13 protein-coding genes and 1 pseudogene are annotated in these 16,156 nt (G+C 60.4%); 9 read left to right on the top strand and 5 right to left on the bottom strand.

Annotated elements, in window-relative coordinates:
• Nucleotides 1–50: 50 nt before the first annotated feature.
• The 3 genes and pseudogenes from brnQ to CKW09_RS20310 form a co-directional block, all read right to left on the bottom strand.
• Nucleotides 51–1,354, bottom strand: a pseudogene (gene brnQ, locus CKW09_RS20320) (branched-chain amino acid transport system II carrier protein).
• Nucleotides 1,355–1,580: 226 nt separating this feature from the next.
• The gene (locus CKW09_RS20315) at nucleotides 1,581–2,462 is read right to left on the bottom strand and encodes a 2OG-Fe dioxygenase family protein (protein ID WP_095099154.1); all 882 of its coding nucleotides are present in this window, start codon (nucleotides 2,460–2,462) and stop codon (nucleotides 1,581–1,583) included.
• 36 nt (nucleotides 2,463–2,498) lie between these two features.
• Nucleotides 2,499–2,831, bottom strand: coding sequence for a tRNA-binding protein (locus CKW09_RS20310; protein ID WP_061800748.1), 333 nt, complete (start codon nucleotides 2,829–2,831; stop codon nucleotides 2,499–2,501).
• Between the two features lie 309 nt (nucleotides 2,832–3,140).
• Here CKW09_RS20310 and CKW09_RS20305 point away from each other — a divergent pair, with 309 nt between their 5' ends.
• The 7 genes from CKW09_RS20305 to fbaA all read left to right on the top strand — a co-directional run bounded on the left by CKW09_RS20305 (nucleotide 3,141) and on the right by fbaA (nucleotide 12,041).
• Nucleotides 3,141–4,058 carry a DMT family transporter gene (locus CKW09_RS20305; protein ID WP_095099151.1) on the top strand — a complete coding sequence of 306 codons (918 nt, stop codon included), beginning with the start codon at nucleotides 3,141–3,143 and terminating at the stop codon, nucleotides 4,056–4,058.
• Nucleotides 4,059–4,231: 173 nt separating this feature from the next.
• Entirely contained in the window at nucleotides 4,232–5,320 is a 1,089-nt protein-coding gene (locus CKW09_RS20300; RefSeq protein ID WP_061797009.1) for an ABC transporter substrate-binding protein, read from the top strand.
• An 81-nt stretch (nucleotides 5,321–5,401) separates the two neighbouring features.
• Complete coding sequence (locus CKW09_RS20295; RefSeq protein ID WP_095099148.1) at nucleotides 5,402–7,171, top strand: ABC transporter permease; 1,770 nt, start codon at nucleotides 5,402–5,404, stop codon at nucleotides 7,169–7,171.
• Complete coding sequence (locus tag CKW09_RS20290; RefSeq protein WP_061797007.1) at nucleotides 7,164–8,234, top strand: ABC transporter ATP-binding protein; 1,071 nt, start codon at nucleotides 7,164–7,166, stop codon at nucleotides 8,232–8,234. The genes CKW09_RS20295 and CKW09_RS20290 overlap by 8 nt, the downstream gene beginning before the upstream one ends.
• 400 nt (nucleotides 8,235–8,634) lie before the next feature.
• Nucleotides 8,635–9,651, top strand: a complete 1,017-nt coding sequence (epd, locus tag CKW09_RS20285) for an erythrose-4-phosphate dehydrogenase (RefSeq protein WP_061797005.1) — start codon at nucleotides 8,635–8,637, stop codon at nucleotides 9,649–9,651.
• A 31-nt stretch (nucleotides 9,652–9,682) separates the two neighbouring features.
• On the top strand, nucleotides 9,683–10,846 hold the full coding sequence (gene pgk, locus CKW09_RS20280) for a phosphoglycerate kinase (RefSeq protein WP_061797004.1): 1,164 nt from the start codon (nucleotides 9,683–9,685) through the stop codon (nucleotides 10,844–10,846).
• Nucleotides 10,847–10,961: 115 nt separating this feature from the next.
• On the top strand, nucleotides 10,962–12,041 hold the full coding sequence (fbaA, locus tag CKW09_RS20275; RefSeq protein WP_061797003.1) for a class II fructose-bisphosphate aldolase: 1,080 nt from the start codon (nucleotides 10,962–10,964) through the stop codon (nucleotides 12,039–12,041).
• 56 nt (nucleotides 12,042–12,097) lie between these two features.
• On the opposite strand, the gene CKW09_RS20270 is transcribed toward fbaA, so the two are convergent.
• A complete protein-coding gene (locus tag CKW09_RS20270; RefSeq protein WP_095099145.1) occupies nucleotides 12,098–12,766 on the bottom strand; it encodes a DUF1345 domain-containing protein in 669 nt (222 codons plus the stop codon).
• A gap of 203 nt (nucleotides 12,767–12,969) precedes the next feature.
• Between CKW09_RS20270 and mscS the strand changes: the two genes are divergently transcribed.
• Nucleotides 12,970–13,836, top strand: a complete 867-nt coding sequence (mscS, locus tag CKW09_RS20265) for a small-conductance mechanosensitive channel MscS (RefSeq protein ID WP_061797001.1) — start codon at nucleotides 12,970–12,972, stop codon at nucleotides 13,834–13,836.
• A 26-nt stretch (nucleotides 13,837–13,862) separates the two neighbouring features.
• Here mscS and CKW09_RS20260 read toward each other — a convergent pair whose 3' ends face one another.
• On the bottom strand, nucleotides 13,863–15,242 hold the full coding sequence (locus CKW09_RS20260) for an MFS transporter (RefSeq protein WP_095099142.1): 1,380 nt from the start codon (nucleotides 15,240–15,242) through the stop codon (nucleotides 13,863–13,865).
• A gap of 293 nt (nucleotides 15,243–15,535) precedes the next feature.
• Here CKW09_RS20260 and argO point away from each other — a divergent pair, with 293 nt between their 5' ends.
• Nucleotides 15,536–16,153, top strand: coding sequence for an arginine exporter ArgO (gene argO / locus CKW09_RS20255; RefSeq protein WP_095099138.1), 618 nt, complete (start codon nucleotides 15,536–15,538; stop codon nucleotides 16,151–16,153).
• The last annotated feature ends 3 nt before the right edge of the window (nucleotides 16,154–16,156 follow it).

Below are 16,156 nucleotides of genomic sequence, written 5' to 3'. Positions count from 1 at the left end.
GCGGCCCCTGGCGTTAGCCAATAAAAAGCCCGGCAACGCCGGGCTTTTTTTTATGTCGGGACCTTGTCCCGGCGGGGCGCGCGCAGCCGATCGTAAATCGCCGCCAGCAACAGCGCCAGCAGCGTGGGCAGCAGCCATACCAGCCCCTGATCCGCCAGCGGCAGGCGTTCGAACCCGGCGGGCAGCAGGCCGCCGAAGCTGGAGGCCCTGATGCCGTCGGCGAGGCCAAACAGCAGGCTGGTGGCGATCACCGGCGCGAACACGCGGTTGGCGCTGCGCCAGCGGCTCTGGCTGAAGCTGAGCAACACCAGGGCGATGCACGGGGGATAGATGGCCGTCAGCACCGGGATCGACACGCGGATCAGCGTGGCCAGCCCGAGGTTGGACACCAGCATGGCGAATGCGGCGAGAATAGCCACCAGCGTGCGGTAAGACAGCGGCACATGGCGGGAAAAGAAATCGGCGCAGGCGCAGGTCATGCCCACCGCGGTCACCAGACAGGCGATGAACATCAGGATGGCCATAAACAGGCTGCCCCCCTCGCCGAAGGTGTGCTGCACATAGGCATGCAGGATCGCCGCGCCGTCTTGCCGTTCGGCGACCAGGCCGCCGCTGCCGGCACCCAGTTTGAACATGCAGATATACACCAGCGTCAGGCCGATGCCGGCAATCAGGCTGGCCCACAGGGTGTAGCGCATCAGCAAACCAGGATCGTCGACGCCGCGCGATCGGGCGGCGGTAACGATAATCGAGCCGAACATCAGCGCCGACAGCGTGTCCATGGTCAGATACCCCTGCACGAACCCGGTGGAGAACGCTGCGTTCTGATAGCTGCCGCTGGCGGGGATCGGCGCGCCGGCGGGCCAAACCAGCGCGGCAATGCCGAGCGCGGCCAGCGCGAGGATCTTCAGCGGCGCCAGAATATGGCCGACGTTATCCAGCAGCCGTCCGGGGTACAGCGAGATAACCATCGCCAGCGTGAAGAACAGCAGGCTGTAGATGAACTGCGGCAGGGCGCCGTCGCCGGTAAAAGGCGCGATGCCCAAAGCGAAAGAGACGTTGGCGGTGCGCGGCGTGGCGAACAGCGGGCCGAGCGCCAGATAACAGACGATAGCCAGCAGCAGGCCGGCCCGGCGGCCGAGCGGGCCGGTCAACAGGCCGATGCTGCCGCCGACGCGCGCCAGCGCGATCACGGCGATCACCGGCAGGGCGACGGCGGTGACCATAAAGCCCGCGGCGGCCGGCCACAGGTGCTCGCCGGACTGCAGGCAATGATATTGCCGGCGCCGACAAACAGGGCGAAGGTCATAAAGCCCAGGGCGATGATGTCTTTGGGGGATAAGCGTGTCGTCATAAGGGGATTGCATTGCCTGTGTACGATAAGAACAACCTGGCGCCGGTAAAAATCAGGGGCAGGCGCGATGGGCTATCGGGCGCCCATAAAAATTTCGGCGTGCAGGATATAATATTTTGCCGACAAAAGCCTGATTTACGCCGCGATGAATCAGCCTGACGCAGGGAATGAACCGGTCGCCGGATAGCAGGAAATAAACGGCAACCGGTGGCAATGACAAAGGGCGTCAGCCGGCTTTGGCCAGCATGTCTATAGCAAGCGGTATTTCGGCGTGTGGGTTGAAGGAGTCATATTTAAAAGAAACATGGCCATCTTCAACCGGTTTTCGGGTGAAGAAAATCAGCATGTCTCGGGTCGAGTCTTTGGCTTTATCCTGAGCGACCACCGGCGACAGGCTGTGCTTCCTTTCATGGTCGACCACCAGCAGAGTATCGAGAAACGTCTTGTGCTGTATTTCACCGAGGATCAGCGCCTTGTTGGCCTGATGATATTTGATCCCGCTGGTTTCCTGCATGTCGTGGATGAAGGTTTTGGCGCTGTCAGCGGTCATGTTCTCGCTGCCCAGGAAGGTGGTCATGGTGTGGTCGACCCCGTCGCTGTGTACGCCTTCCAGAGCCGGCTCACCGAGCACGCGTGGCGTCGTGAGGGTGCGCAGATTGAAAACGGTGCAGACAAACTTATTGATGTCCTGATTCAGCCTGGCGCGCGGGGCCACGCTGACGCCGTCGATGATGTAGGCTTTGAAGCGCATTATCGCCTGAAATACCGTGTTCAACTGCAGGTCATCGTTGATGCCGCGGAAGTGGCGAATCTTCCCCGAGTCATGGCGGATAAAGTCTTCCTCCACCGACAACACAAAAGGCTGGAATTCCAGTCGTTCTATGCGGCCATCATCAAAGTTAAAGCAGAAGCGGCCATTTCTCGATTTGCGGAAGGGCAACGTGGGATCGTCCGCCAGATGATTGCTGACCTGCGCCAGTTTGGCAAAGTCTTCGGGCAGTGCGCCAAGAGCCAACAAGATGTCCTTCATGGTATCACCGGGAATAAAAGCCGCGCGCTTTTCCTGGTATTCCTTCTTTATGGCGTCAAGCAGGGATAGCTGTTGCATTTCTCTATTGCCTCTCGGGTGAGGGTAAACTGACGGTTATAAGATCTTGCTGCCGATCTCAACGTCGAAGTCGGGCTTCAGCAAGACGGTTCCTTTATCCCTGGTGACAGCAGCAAGCACCAATACCTCGGATTTAAATCCGGCAACCCGTTTGGCGGGGAAATTAACCACAGAGATAACTTTCCGACCAAGCAGTTCATCTTCTTTATAATTTTCACATAATTGCGCCGAGCTGTTTTTTACGCCGATCTCTTCACCGAAATCGATCTGCAGCTTATATGCCGGCTTTAACGCTTTATCGTTATATTCCACAGAGATGATTGCGCCGATGCGCATATCCAGCTTCATAAAATCGGTTATTTCGGCCATGGTTTCCGCCTGATAAATAAATGCCCCTCAGAAGGCTAGCAAAGGGGTGAAAGGCCGACAACGTGAGGAAAGGGAAAAATAATCGAAAGTTAAACCCGGGTTCGTAACACTAAATTTACAACGATGTAATAAATTAAAATGAATTATAAGGCGGGTGAATTATATTATTTCAGCTTTATTAACTAACCTGTTGGCCAGATGTTATTTTTACCAAGGGCAAGACTTCTTGCGGTAAAGCCTGTTAAGGCAATGTTAAATTCGGTAGTATGCTGCGCAGTGAGCCACAAACGGCATTATTCAGGTATCTCTATGGCAATTACCCACGAGGAAAGTTTTTATCGGCGCAAATCCGTTATCGCGCCGTTTTTCCTGATATTGATCTGGTCGACCGGATTTATCGCCGCTCGCGCGGTGGCGGAGCATGCGGATCCCAATCTCTTTCTGACTTTCCGCTTCCTGGCAGCCGCCGCGGTGTTTGCCTTGCTGGCCGCCAACTGCGCCTGGCCTAAAGGGGGGCAGTTCATCATGCACCTGCTTACCGGCATGCTGATGAACGGCGTGTATCTCGCCGCCAGCTGGTGGGCGGTGGCGAACGGTCTTGCCGCCGGCGTCATGTCGTTGATCGGTGGCCTGCAGCCGTTGTTCACGGCGCTGATCTTTGCATTGGTGTTGCGCAAACCGATAGGCCTGCGCTCCTGGGCGGGGCTGGCGATCGGTTTTATCGGCGTGGCGTTGGTGCTGTCGCCGCGGCTGACCGGCATCGACATCGGCAATATGGCGCTGCTGCCGATCCTGTTGGGTTTTGGCAGTATCGTCGCGTTGACGATTGGCATCATGGTGCAGAAGTCTTCGCTGGCGGCGGCGGATCTGCGGGCCGCCGGCGCTATCCAGCATCTTGGCGCGGCGTTGGTTACCGGCGCGTTGGCGGCGGTGATGGGCTCGGGACAGTGGGATAATTCGCCCACGCTGTGGTTCTCGCTGCTGTGGTCGGCCGGGGTGCTTTCGCTGGGCGGCACCGCGTTGTTTATCTGGATGGTGCGTCATGGCGATCTGACGCGGATTACCGCGCTGATGCTGTTGGTGCCGCCGGCCGCCGCGCTGCAGGCCTATCTCTTGTTTAGCGAGGCGCTCTCGCCGGTGCAGCTGGCCGGGTTTGTCCTGACGCTGCTCGGGGTGGCCATCGTGCAGAAAATTCGCCTGCTGCGGCGTTCCAGGCTGCGGGCATAGCGGCCTGGAACGCCCGTTATATGAATAAAGCCCGGTGAAATCGGGCTTTTTTATTGGCTGAAAAACGCCCAACCTCACAAAACCGAAAGATAACAAACCAACGCCGTTGCCTCGGCGGTCTCATTAACTATATGTTAATTTTTAGTTTCTTAAATGTAACCAGGGGTTGGACTATGTTGACAAGAATCAGTGCGTCTGTGGTCGCCATGGCCATATTGGGTTCCGTTCCCGCTTATGCCGCCTTCCCGGCGGGCTACCCCGCCGACTACCAGAAGCTGGTCGACGGCGCGAAAAAAGAAGGCAAGGTGGTGATCTATTCCACCACCGACACCAAGGCGGCGGGGCCGCTGATTCAGGGATTCGAAGCGCTGTATCCGGGCGTGAAGGTCGAATACAACGACATGAACAGCACCGAGCTGTACAACCGCTTTATCAGCGAACAGGCGGCGGGCGGCACCAGCGGCGACGTGGTGTGGAGCTCGTCGATGGACACCGCGCTGAAGCTGGCGAGCGATTATGCGCAGGAGTACGCCTCTCCCGAGCTGGGTCAACTGCCGAAATGGGCGGTATGGCAACAAAAAGCCTACGGCACCACCTACGAGCCGGTGGTGTTCATCTATAACAAACGCCTGATCCCGCAAAACGAAGCGCCGGATTCCCATGCCGCGCTGGCCAAGCTGATCGCCGGCCAGACCGACAAGTTCAAGAAGAAAGTCACCACTTACGACATCGAAAAGTCCGGTCTGGGCTTCATGCTGTCGGTGCAGGACTTCAAGGCCGATCCTGATTACTTCAAGACGTTGGCCGACGTGGCCAAGGGCGGGTTGGCGGTGCAGTCCTCCACCGGCACCATGATGGAGCGCGTCTCTTCCGGCGAGAACCTGATCGGTTTCAACATCCTCGGATCTTATGCCGAAGCCCGCGCCAAGAGCGACCCGTCGCTCGGCATCGCCTATCCGAAGGACTATACCCTGGTGCTGTCGCGCGTGAGCTTTATCAGCAAGGAGGCGACCAACGCCAATGCCGCCAGGCTGTGGTTCGACTATGTCCTGTCGGAAAAAGGGCAAAGCATTCTCGCCAACCAGGCGGATATCCCGTCGATTCGCAACGATATTGAAGGCAAGAACGATATCGACGGCATGACCAAGCTGCTGGGGAAAGCGCTGAAGCCGATCCCGGTGGATGAGAGCCTGCTGGAATACCTGCAGCCGGCCAAGCGTCTGGACTATATCAAGCAGTGGCGCACCGCCGCGGCAAAATAACAGGGACAGCATTCGGACGCGCGTCAGCCTGAGGGGCGCGCGCCCTTTGGTCGTCGTCGTTTACAACCATTGGGATAATTTATGAAAGCATGGCGCAGAAAATGGCAGAGCCTGCCGCGCGGCGCGGTGGTGCTGATAACCGCGCTGGTTATCTACGTTCCGCTGTCGTTCATCATCATTCAAAGTTTCCTCTCCGCGCCCTTTTTTTCCCCTTCGAAGGTGTTCAGCCTCGAAGCCTTCGAGTTTATCTTTACCGACCCGGATTTCTACAAAGCGCTGAAAAGCGGTTTTATTCTGGCCTTCGGGCTGGTGGTGATCGCCATTCCGCTGGGCGGCATCCTGGCCTTTCTGATGGTCAGGACCGACTTGCCCGGCCGCCGGCTGATTGAGCCGCTGATCCTGGTGCCGATCTTCGTGTCGCCGATGGTGCTGGGCTTCGGCTATGTGGTGGCCGCCGGGCCGGTCGGTTTCTTTTCGCTGTGGGCGGAGGCGCTGCTGGGCTTTGTGCCGTGGAACATCTACTCGATGGCCAGCATCGTGGCGATCGCCGGGCTGACGCACGTTCCCCACGCCTATCTGTACATTTCCTCGGCGCTGCGCAGCGTGGGTTCCGACGTGGAGGAAGCGGCGCGCACCGCCGGGGCGACGCCGCTGCAGGTGATGACCGCGGTCAGCCTGCCGATGGTGCGACCGTCGATCCTGTACGCCGGCGTGCTGCTGTTCTTCCTCGGGCTGGAGGTGTTCGGCCTGATGCTGGTGCTGGGCGATCCGGAAGGCAACCTGGTGCTGGCGACCTATCTGTATCAGCTGACCAACAAGCTGGGCACGCCGTCTTATCACCTGATGGCGGCGGTGGCGGTGGTGCTTATCTGCATCACCATTCCGCTGGTGATGCTGCAACGCCGGCTGATGCGCACCGCCAACCGTTTCGTTACCGTCAAGGGCAAGGCGTCGCAGGCCCGCGCGCTGCCGCTGGGCAAATGGCGCTGGGTGGCCGGCGCGGTGGTGGTGTTCTGGCTGACCGTCACCATCGGCGTGCCGCTGGTGGGCGTGGTGCTGCGCGCCTTTATCTCCAACTGGGGGGTAGGGGTGTCGATTTGGGACGAGCTGTCGCTCAATACCTTCCGCACCATCTGGCAGCAGCCCAACCTGTTGCGCGCCATCGTCAACTCGATGGCCATAGGGGTGATCGGCGGGGCGCTGGCGGTGGTCTGTTATCTGTTTATCGGCATCGCCATGCACCGCAAGCCGGACGGCGCGACCCGCTTTCTCGATTACAGCGTGCTGGTGCCGCGCGCGGTGCCGGGGCTGTTGGCCGGCCTGGCGTTCCTGTGGGTGTTCCTGTTCCTGCCGATGTGGCTGGACAAGTCGCTGAAAGAGGGCTGGCTGTCGGCGCTGCCGGTGGCCGAATGGCTGCGGGAAAACCTGATCGTCTGGCTGCGTTCGCTGCGCAGCACCATCTTCAGCGTTTGGCTGGCGTACACCGTGGTGTGGATGGCCTATGGCCTGCGGCTGATCTCCTCGACGCTGCTGCAGGTGGGGCCCGAACTGGAGGAGGCCGCGCGCAGCACCGGCGCGACCCGCGGCCAGATCACCCGCCACGTGACCATTCCGCTGTCGCGTTACGGCCTGATCGGCTCCTGGCTGCTGATGTTCCTGATCTTCGAACGAGAATATTCCACCGGGGTGTATCTGCTTTCCCCGGGCACGGAGACCATCGGCTCGATGCTGGTTTCCCTGTGGGCGGCGGGGGCGATCGACATCGTCGCCGCGCTATCGTTCATTAACATCCTGCTGGTGGTGTTGGGGTTGGGGATCGCCCTGCGCTTCGGAGTGAAATTACATGATTGAACTTTCGGTAGAAGACCTGCATTTGACCTACGGCGACAACCCGGTGTTGAAAGGGGTGTCGATGGAGCTGAAACGCGGCGAGGTGGTCTCCCTGCTGGGGCCGTCGGGCAGCGGCAAAACCACCCTGCTGCGCGCGGTGGCCGGGCTGGAAAAACCGAGCCAGGGGCGCATCGTCATCGGCAGCAATGCGGTGTACGACGGCAGCGCGCGCAGCGAAATTCCCGCCGAGGAGCGCAACCTGGGGCTGGTATTCCAGTCCTACGCCCTGTGGCCGCATAAAACGGTGTTTGAAAACGTCGCTTATCCGCTGAAGCTGCGTAAAATCGCCGCGGCGGAAATCACCCGGCGGGTGCAGGCGGTGCTCGAGCAGCTGGGGTTGGGGCACCTGGGCCAGCGCCACCCGCATCAGCTGTCCGGCGGCCAGCAGCAGCGGGTGGCGATAGGGCGCGCGCTGGTGTACAACCCGCCGGTGATCCTGCTGGACGAACCGCTGTCGAACCTGGACGCCAAGCTGCGCGAAGAGGCGCGGGTGTTCCTGCGCGAACTGATCATCAAGCTCGGGCTGTCGGCGCTGATGGTGACCCACGATCAGAACGAAGCGATGGCCATCTCCGATCGCATTCTGCTGCTCAACAACGGCAAAATCGAGCAGCAGGGCACGCCGCAGGAAATGTACGGTTCGCCGTCCACGCTGTTTACCGCCGAGTTTATGGGCAGCAACAACCGCCTGCCCGGCAAGGTTGTGACGCTGGAGGGCGACAGGGCGCGCATCGAAGGCAAGGACTGGGCGCTGTGGGGGCTGGCGGGCGCCGGACTGCAGGTCGGCCAGGAGGGCATTGCGGTGATCCGCGTGGAGCGCGTGCGGCTGGGGGAGGATCCGCAGGGCAACCAGCTCGAACTGCCGCTGCTGACCAGCATGTACCTCGGCGATCGCTGGGAATACCTGTTCCGTACGGTGGCCGAAGACCTCGTGGTGCGCGCCTACGGCGGCGAGGTGCGCGAGCAGGCGCTGTGCCGGCTGTCCCTGCCGGCAGAACAGGTATGGATTTTCCCCAAAGGCTAGCGGCGGCAGAGCCGGGGCCCGAGGCGAGGGGCCCGGCCAGTCGGCGATAATTGCAGCGCTGCGTCGCCCGTCTCTGGCGCAGCCCTCCGGCAAAAGTGTGCGCTAGATCATCTTATTCTCGCAAAACTCCTTCCTGTTGCTCGCCGGTTCGCTGCATCTGTTCCTTTTGCCAAAACTTTGGTTTATGCTCGGCTGAAGCGTTTCAGTTGGTGCGGTATTCAGCAGAAACGCCGGAGTGAGGGCGGCGGCATGGCGCCGGCGCCGAGGAATAATGCAACGCGGCGATTCACAGCGGGCGGTGCGATACACTACTCTATGCGGGTTAGTCAGATAACCAGTCAGCGCCGGTCCGGCGCCGGTGAGTTCGCCCCGGCGGGAAAGGCCCTTTTTCAGGAGCAGCATGACCATCCGCATAGCGATAAACGGCTTTGGCCGCATTGGCCGCAGCGTGTTACGCGCACTGTATGAATCGGGACGACGAGCGGAAATTTCCGTGGTGGCGATCAACGAGCTGGCGAACGCCGAGGGGATGGCCCATCTGCTGAAATACGATTCCAGCCACGGCCGCTTCGCCTGGGACGTGCGCCAGGAGTGCGATACGCTGAGCGTCGGGGACGATGCGATCCGTTTGCTGCATCAACCGGCGGTGGAGCGGCTGCCCTGGGGCGAGCTGGGCGTCGACGTGGTGCTGGATTGCAGCGGCGTGTACGGCAGCCGGGCGGATGGCGAGGCCCATCTGGCGGCGGGGGCGAAGAAGGTGCTGTTCGCTCACCCGGGCGGCAACGATCTGGACGCCACCGTGGTGTTTGGCGTCAACCACCAGACGCTGCGGGCGGAACATCGCATCGTGTCCAACGCCTCATGCACCACCAACTGCATTATTCCGGTGATCAAGCTGCTGGACGATGCCTACAGCATCGAATCCGGCACCGTGACCACCATCCACTCCGCCATGAACGATCAGCCGGTGATAGACGCTTATCACCCGGATTTGCGGCGCACCCGCGCGGCGAGCCAGTCGATTATTCCGGTCGACACCAAGCTGGCCGCGGGCATCACCCGCATCTTCCCGCAGTTTTGCGATCGGTTTGAGGCGATTTCCGTGCGCGTGCCGACCATCAACGTGACGGCCATCGATCTCAGCGTCAGCGTGAGCTCGGCGGTGAAGGTGACAGAGGTCAACCAGCTGTTGCAAAAGGCCGCACGGGGATCATTTCGTGGTATAGTTGACTATACGGAACTACCATTAGTCTCGATTGATTTTAACCACGACCCGCACAGCGCTATCGTCGACGGTACACAGACGCGGGTCAGCGGGCAGCACCTGATTAAGACCTTGGTTTGGTGCGACAATGAATGGGGCTTTGCCAACCGGATGTTGGATACAACACGGGCAATGGCCGCCAGCGGTTTCTAGTTTTATAGAGATTCAACTAAGAGGGTTCACCATGTCTGTAATTAAGATGTCCGATCTGGATCTGGCGGGTAAACGCGTACTGATCCGTTCCGATTTGAACGTGCCAGTGAAAGACGGTAAAGTGACTTCCGATGCGCGTATCCGCGCCTCCCTGCCGACTATCGAAGCTGCGCTGAAACAAGGCGCCCGCGTCATGGTAACCTCCCACCTGGGGCGTCCTACCGAAGGCGAGTACAACGAAGAATTCTCCCTGCTGCCAGTAGTTAACTACCTGAAAGATCATCTGAAATCCCCAGTTCGTCTGGCGAAGGATTATCTGGATGGCGTGGACGTCGCCGAAGGCGAACTGGTGGTGCTGGAAAACGTCCGCTTCAACAAGGGCGAGAAGAAAGACGACGAAACCTTGTCCAAGAAATACGCGGCGCTGTGCGACGTGTACGTGATGGACGCCTTCGGCACCGCGCACCGCGCGCAGGCCTCTACCCACGGCGTAGGCAAATTCGCCCCGGTAGCCTGTGCCGGCCCGCTGCTGTCTGCCGAGCTGGAAGCCCTGGGCAAGGCGCTGGGCAACCCGGCGCGTCCGATGGTCGCCATCGTCGGCGGTTCTAAAGTGTCCACCAAACTGACCGTTCTGGACTCGCTGTCCAAAATCGCCGATCAGCTGATCGTCGGCGGCGGCATCGCCAACACCTTCGTGGCGGCGCAGGGCAACAACGTGGGCCAGTCGCTGTACGAACCGGATCTGATCCCGAACGCGCAGAAACTGTTGGAAACCTGCGACATTCCGGTGCCGACCGACGTGCGCGTAGCGACCGAGTTCTCTGAAGAGGCGGTGGCCACCGTGAAGCAGGCCAACGAGATCCAGGACAACGAGCAAATTCTGGATATGGGCGACGTCTCTGCCGAGCGTCTGGCCGTTATCCTGAAGAACGCCAAAACCATTCTGTGGAATGGCCCGGTTGGCGTATTCGAGTTCCCTAACTTCCGTAAGGGCACCGAAATTGTCGCCCGCGCGATCGCCGATAGCGAAGCTTTCTCCATCGCAGGCGGCGGCGACACTCTGGCAGCAATCGACCTGTTCGGTATCGCTGACAAAATTTCCTACATCTCCACCGGCGGCGGCGCTTTCCTGGAATTCGTTGAAGGGAAACCACTGCCGGCAGTCGTGATGCTGGAAGAGCGCGCTAAGCAGTAATTCAGACAACGGGAGGCGAAAGCCGCCCGTTTGTTTTATACCGCGCGGCAACGGCGGCGCGGCATGAAAAATCGATTTACATCCATCTACGGCCGACGAAACAGGACAAAGTAACATGTCTAAAATTTTTGATTTCGTAAAACCGGGTGTCATCACGGGTGATGACGTTCAGAAAGTATTCGCAGTAGCTAAAGAGAACAACTTTGCGCTGCCGGCAGTAAACTGCGTAGGCACCGACTCCATCAACGCCGTGCTGGAAACAGCGGCGAAGGTGCGTGCTCCGGTGATCGTACAGTTCTCTAACGGCGGCGCGGCGTTTATCGCCGGCAAAGGCGTGAAGACTGACGTTCCGCAGGGCGCAGCGATTCTGGGCGCCATCTCCGGTGCACACCATGTTCACCAGATGGCTGAGCATTACGGCGTGCCGGTTATTCTGCACACCGACCACTGCGCGAAGAAACTGCTGCCATGGCTGGACGGCCTGCTGGACGCCGGCGAGAAACATTTCGCCGCCACCGGCAAACCGCTGTTCTCTTCCCACATGATCGACCTGTCCGAAGAGTCTCTGGAAGAAAACATCGAGATCTGCAGCAAGTATCTGACCCGTATGGCTAAGATCGGCATGACGCTGGAAATCGAACTGGGCTGCACCGGCGGTGAAGAAGATGGCGTAGACAACAGCCATATGGACGCATCCGCGCTGTACACCCAGCCGGAAGACGTGGCTTACGCCTACGAAAAACTGCACGCCATCAGCCCGCGCTTCACTATTGCGGCTTCATTCGGTAACGTGCACGGCGTGTACAAACCGGGCAACGTCAAGCTGACCCCGACCATCCTGCGTGATTCTCAGGACTACGTGTCCAAGAAATACAACCTGCCGCACAACAGCCTGGACTTCGTGTTCCACGGCGGCTCCGGCTCTACCGACGCAGAGATCAAAGAGTCCGTAGGCTACGGCGTGATCAAGATGAACATCGACACCGACACCCAATGGGCGACCTGGGACGGCATCCTGCAGTACTACAAAGCGAACGAAGCTTACCTGCAGGGCCAGCTGGGCAACCCGAAAGGCGCCGATCAGCCGAACAAGAAATACTACGATCCACGCGTATGGCTGCGCGCCGCGCAGACCAGCATGGTGACCCGTCTGGAACAGGCCTTCAAAGATCTGAACGCGGTAGACGTTCTGTAATCTTCGGCATCGGTTGCAAGACAGGCAAGGCTCCCTTCGGGGAGCCTTTTTCGTTTTCAGCCCAGCAGGCTGGCGCCGACGTTGATCGACAAGCCGAGGATCACCATGTTGAACACGAAAGAGATAACCGACTGCAGCAGGGTAATCTTGCGCACCTCGGCCGCGCCGACCGCCACGTCGGCGGTTTGCGACGCCACCGCGATGGTGAACGAGAAGTAAGCGAAATCCAGATAGGTCGGTTCGGCCAGGTTGCCGGGAAACAGCAGCGGCAGCGGATCCCGCTGCGCGCCCTGGCGGTAGAACTGGTGGGCGTAATGCATGGTGAAGGCGGTCGGCAACAGCAACCAGGACACCGCCAGCGTGGCGCCGGTCAGCGCCAGATGCAGGGTCTTCAACGAGTCGCTGGCCTGTTTGGCGCTGCTCAGCTCAAACAGAATGGCCAGAATGCTCACCAGACAGCCGATGCTGACCAGCGCCAGCACCGTGCTGGCGCTCTCGTCCTGCGCGCGGGCGATTTGGCGGATATGTTTGGGCGTGCTCACCAGCATCAGCCGCCAAAGAAACAGCAGGTACAGCCAGGCCAACAGGTTCCAGCCGATCATCAGCCGCTGCAGCAGCGAAAACTGGGCGGGCAGCAGTAAAAAGCACAGCCCCCCGGCACTGACCGAGAACAGCAGCCTGGGCCGGACCTGCCAATAATGCCGGAGTGAGGAGCGAATATGCATGGCGGCCGGATCCCTTGTCGTGAAAAAGTAAAGGCGCTGTTCTCAGCATAGAAGACGCGGGCAGGGTTTCGGCTATTTTTAGCGCTTACGGTTGGCATGCGGCTTTAATGTTGGTTACCCTTAGGCGGTGGTTTCCGACTGGCCGAGACGTCAGTGTATTTTTGCGAGTTTATCCCTTTAGGGGCAAAGTTAGGACGACACGAATGAAAGATTTGAATGTAGTAGACGGCATCAACGGCGCCGGCAACTGGCTGGTGAAGAATCAGGATCTGTTGATCCAGTACGCGGTGAACATCGTCGCCGCCATCGTTATCCTGATCATCGGTTCGATCGTCGCCCGCCTGGTCGGCAATGCGCTGAACCGCGTGATGAAGCTGCGCGGCATCGACGCCACGGTAGCGGACTTCCTGTCGGCGATCGTGCGTTACGGCGTGCTGGCGTTCACCTTTATCGCGGTGCTGGGGCGCGTCGGCGTGCAGACCACCTCGGTGATCGCCGTACTGGGCGCCGCCGGTTTGGCCGTTGGCCTGGCGCTGCAGGGCTCGCTGTCCAACTTTGCCGCCGGCGTGCTGCTGGTGATCTTCCGCCCGCTGCGCGTGGGTGAGTATGTCGATCTGGGCGGCGTGGCCGGTACCGTCGATCAGGTGCAGATTTTCTCCACCACCCTGCGCACCGTCGACAACAAAACCATCGTGGTGCCGAACGGCAAAATTATCGCCGGCAACATCATCAACTACTCCCGCGAGCCGAACCGCCGTGTGGATATCGTGGTAGGCGTGGCCTACAACGCCGATATCGACGTGGTGAAAAAGGTGCTGGGCGATGTGATCGCCGCCGACAAGCGCATCATGCACGCCAAAGGCGTGACCGTACGCCTGAACGAAATGGCGCCGTCCTCGCTGAACTTCGTTACCCGTTCCTGGACCACCAACGCGGAATACTGGAACGTGTACTTCGATCTGATGGAGAACTTCAAGCGCGCGCTGGATGCCAACAATATCGGCATTCCGTTCCCGCAGATGGACGTTCACCTGTATCGTACCGAAGACGCATCCGCCAAGGCGGAATAAGCGAAAGGGGGCCTTGGCCCCCTTTTTTATTGCCGGCCGAGACGTCCTTGATGGCGTCTCGGCCCGTTATTTTCCCCGGGGTCAGGCGCCTGACGGCTTCGGCTGAGCCGGTAGAGCAGGAAGATGGCGGCGGAACCCACCAATACCGGCAGCGCCAGCCAGATGAAGAACACCTCGGCGCTGCCCGCCGCGCTAATCATCCAGGCGCCGAGCATCGCGCCGACGATGGAGCCGAAGCGGCCATTCGCCATGGCCCAGCTCACCCCGGTGACGCGGGCGGCGGTGGGGTAGAGGGTGGTCGAAACCAGGTTCAGGCCGTTTTGCGCGCCCGCCACGCCGAAACCGATAAGAAAGACGGCGGCGGCCAGCGTATAGACGTCGCCCATCAGGTAACCGGTGGCGCCAACCACCAGCGCGGCGCCCAAATAGGACAGCGCCAGCACTTTGTAAGGTCCGACCCTATCCATCAACAGCGCCATGAGGATGGCGCCGAGGGTGCCGCCCAGGGGCACCATCGCCCCAATGCGCGATGCGTGCGCGATATCGTAACCGGCGTCCTTGAGAATGCTCGGCAGCCAGCTGGTGAGCAGGTAGAACACGAACAGCGAACAGAAGAAGGCCAGCCACAGCAGCAGGGTGCGCAGCGCGCGGCCTTCGGTGAACAGGTGCGAAATCGGCGACCTGGCCCGCTCGGAACGTTCGTCATCGACAATCGTCACCCCCGCCCAGCTTTTGCCGGTGATGCGCCCGACCACCCGGCGCAGGCTGTCGGCGTATTTGGGGTGGGACGTCATAAAGCGCGCCGACTCGGGCATTTGCCAGGCCAGCAACGGCAGCAGCAGCAGGGGGACGATGCCGCCGGCCATCAGCACGCCGCGCCAGCCGAAGGCGGGAATGATCTGCCCGGCAAGAATGCCGCCCAGGGCCAGCCCTGCGGTAAAGCCGCTCCAGCTCAGGGTGACCATCAGCATCCGTCGGCGGGCCGGCGAGTACTCTGAACTGAGGGTGATGCAGGTGGGCATGGCGCCCCCCAGGCCGATGCCGGTGATCAAACGCAGCAGGGTCAGCGACGCGATCGAATCCGTATAGGCGCAGGCCAGGGTGCCGCCGCCAAAAATCAGTATCGAGGCGAGCAACACGCGCTTGCGGCCGATGGCATCGGCGACCGGGCCGAAGATCAAACTGCCGAGCAGCAGGCCGAACAAGCCCGCGCCGAAGGCGGGCGACAGCTGTGCGGGCTGCAGGTCCCATTCTTCACGCAGGGCGGGGGCGATATAACCGATGACGGCGGTATCAAAACCGTCCAGCAGGACGATCAGGAAACACAGGCTGAGGATCAGGATCTGGTAGGGAGATATCTTCGCGCGGTCGATGATCTCACTGATACGAGCGGGGTTTTGGCTCATGGCGATTCCACTGTTATTAGACTGGTGCGGTGTGGGGCTGGCTGGAGGGCAGCGCAGGCGTCCAGTTCCTTCTGAAACGGGCCTGATCGAAAGCCGCTTTGGCTGGCATGGCGCAGAAAACCCGAGTATACACCAGAGCCGGGGCGCCGGGAGCCGTTACTCCAGCCTGGTTATTAGCTATTATGATAGTTGATTAGAAATATCAATTTCACCTAATAATCTCTTCCTCGTATGATGCGCGAGTTGACCGACACGCGCCTCTGTACGGCGCCTTTACTGTTTCGAGGAATACCATGCTAGCCGTCTTCTTGCAGGGCTTTGCCCTCAGCGCCGCAATGATCCTGCCGCTGGGGCCCCAGAACGTTTTCGTGATGAACCAGGGCATCCGCCGTCAGTACCATCTGATGATTGCCGCGCTGTGCGCGCTGAGCGATATCCTGCTGATCTGCGCCGGCATCTTTGGCGGCAGCGCGCTGCTGACCCGCTCACCGCTGCTGCTGGCCGTGGTGACCTGGGGCGGCGTGGCGTTTCTGCTGTGGTACGGCTGGGGGGCGTTTCGCACCGCCCTCAGCCCGCAGCCGGCGCTGGCGGTCGCGCAAGAGCTGGCGCAGAGCCGCTGGCGCATCGTGGTCACCATGCTGGCGGTCACCTGGCTGAACCCGCACGTTTATCTGGACACCTTCGTGGTGTTGGGCAGCTTGGGCGGCCAGCTGACGGCGGACGTGCGCTCCTGGTTCGCCCTGGGCGCGGTCAGCGCCTCGGCGGTGTGGTTCTTCGGGCTGGCGCTGCTGGCCTCCTGGCTGGCGCCCTGGCTGAATACCCGGCTGGCGCAGCGCATCATCAATGGCCTGGTGGGGCTGGTGATGTGGGGCATCGCGTTGCAATTGGCCTGGCAGGGGGCAAGTTTATAAGAA

Source organism: Serratia ficaria (assembly GCF_900187015.1).
In the GTDB taxonomy this organism is placed as follows: domain Bacteria; phylum Pseudomonadota; class Gammaproteobacteria; order Enterobacterales; family Enterobacteriaceae; genus Serratia; species Serratia ficaria.
The sequence above is the reverse complement of the archived record's forward strand: the minus strand, read 5'-3'. Positions and strand labels throughout refer to the sequence as shown.